Raw genomic sequence first — 1,376 nt, 5'->3', positions numbered from 1 at the left:
GGAGTGTGAGTTGTTAAACCCACTCGGACTGTTTGAAATGAAAGTGTCGAAACGCAAGCGCCGAGCGGCCGATTGGCAACATTTTTCGACGGCTGCAGGGCTGGCGGTGCGTGGCATTCATTGGTTAGGAGGTGTGCGTGCTGTATCGCATTAACTTATTGCCTTGGCGCGAAAATCAAAGGGAAGAGCATCGTCGTCGATTTGTCGGTTTAGTGGTATTGGGCGTCATGGTGGCGTTGGGGATTCAGTGGGGCGTTGGCAAATATTATGAGTATCAACAAGATCTTCAACAAGAGCGACTCGACTATCTAACAACGTACATTTCCGATCTAGATAAGCGGATAGAAGCGATGAAGATCGCGGAGCTTGAACACAGCAAAATCTTGGAACGCTTGAAAGTTGTGGAAGCGTTGCAAAATGGTCGGAATAAAACCACTGATTTTATGAACCTCATGCCTGCTGTTATTCCAGAAGGCGTGTATGTCGACAAGATCAAAATGAACGATCTAGAAATTGAAATCTCAGGTATTTCAGACAGTACACCACGGCTAGCAACCATGCTCGATAACATGGAACGTTCTGCCAAGCTACTGGACGTTGAAATGCACTCTATCGTGCACGGAAAAGCCCGTTTCGGTAAAGAGGTTCAGACCTTTAAAGTGTCCTTCATGTTCAACACGGTAGAAGAGAAGAAAGAGGGAAAACAACATGGTTAATTGGCAAGATCTAGAAATGGATGAGATTGCTGAATGGCCATTACTGCCTCAGCTTGTAGTGATCTGCCTGCTTGTTCTTCTTATCCAAGGGTTTGGTTATTGGTTTTACTTAAAGCCAGAAGAGGCTCGCTTGAACAATTTGATTCAAGAGGAGCAAACATTAAAAGTGGCATTGCGCATAAAAGCCAACAAGGTGGCTGCATTGCCTCAATTGCAATCTCAACTGGACGAGCTCACTACGCGTTATGAGTTGCTGTTGCAACAACTACCGGCACAAAAAGAGTTGGCCACAATGTTGGCGTCGGTAAACGAACTCGGTATCGACAACAAGTTAACGTTTACTCGAATCGATTGGGGAGAAAAGCAATCTGAAAACTTCCTGTATCGATTGCCACTAAATATCGAGCTAACAGGTGATTTCCACGATATCGGTCGTTTTTCACAGGCCATTGCCACACTGCCACGCATCATCACCTTTAAAGACGTGACTTGGCAGCGTGTCAGCCAAGAGAGTGAAACTTTGCACTTCCGAGTGAGAGCAAACACTTATCAGTTCAAGCCTGAGGAAAAGAAAGATGGGAAATAAATCTTTGCTGACGGTGTTGGTAAGCGCTCTATTGGTCGGGTGCCAGGCGAATGATGAATCATTAACGGATTTTA

At 45.4% G+C, this 1,376-nt stretch carries 2 protein-coding genes and 2 pseudogenes; all 4 read left to right on the top strand.

Annotated elements, in window-relative coordinates; genetic code table 11:
• Nucleotides 1-154, top strand: a pseudogene (locus R7M72_RS24755) (pilus assembly protein PilM); the annotation flags it as partial.
• Nucleotides 138-716: a PilN domain-containing protein gene (locus R7M72_RS24750; protein WP_318056420.1), complete on the top strand. Its 579-nt coding sequence runs from the start codon at nucleotides 138-140 to the stop codon at nucleotides 714-716. The pseudogene R7M72_RS24755 and the gene R7M72_RS24750, both read left to right, overlap by 17 nt.
• Nucleotides 709-1,302, top strand: coding sequence for a type 4a pilus biogenesis protein PilO (locus R7M72_RS24745; RefSeq protein WP_005496571.1), 594 nt, complete (start codon nucleotides 709-711; stop codon nucleotides 1,300-1,302). The genes R7M72_RS24750 and R7M72_RS24745 overlap by 8 nt, the downstream gene beginning before the upstream one ends.
• Nucleotides 1,292-1,376 (top strand): annotated as a pseudogene (locus R7M72_RS24740) (fimbrial protein); the annotation flags it as partial. The gene R7M72_RS24745 and the pseudogene R7M72_RS24740, both read left to right, overlap by 11 nt.

Source organism: Vibrio sp. YT-18, from assembly GCF_033337345.1.
Taxonomy (GTDB): domain Bacteria; phylum Pseudomonadota; class Gammaproteobacteria; order Enterobacterales; family Vibrionaceae; genus Vibrio; species Vibrio alginolyticus.
This window is presented reverse-complemented; position numbering and strand designations above follow the sequence as displayed.

Bases quoted from the DNA above. Each gene is read 5' to 3' on its own strand.
- R7M72_RS24745 (WP_005496571.1), top strand. From the start codon at position 709: ATGGTTAATTGGCAAGATCTAGAAATGGATGAGATTGCTGAATGGCCA.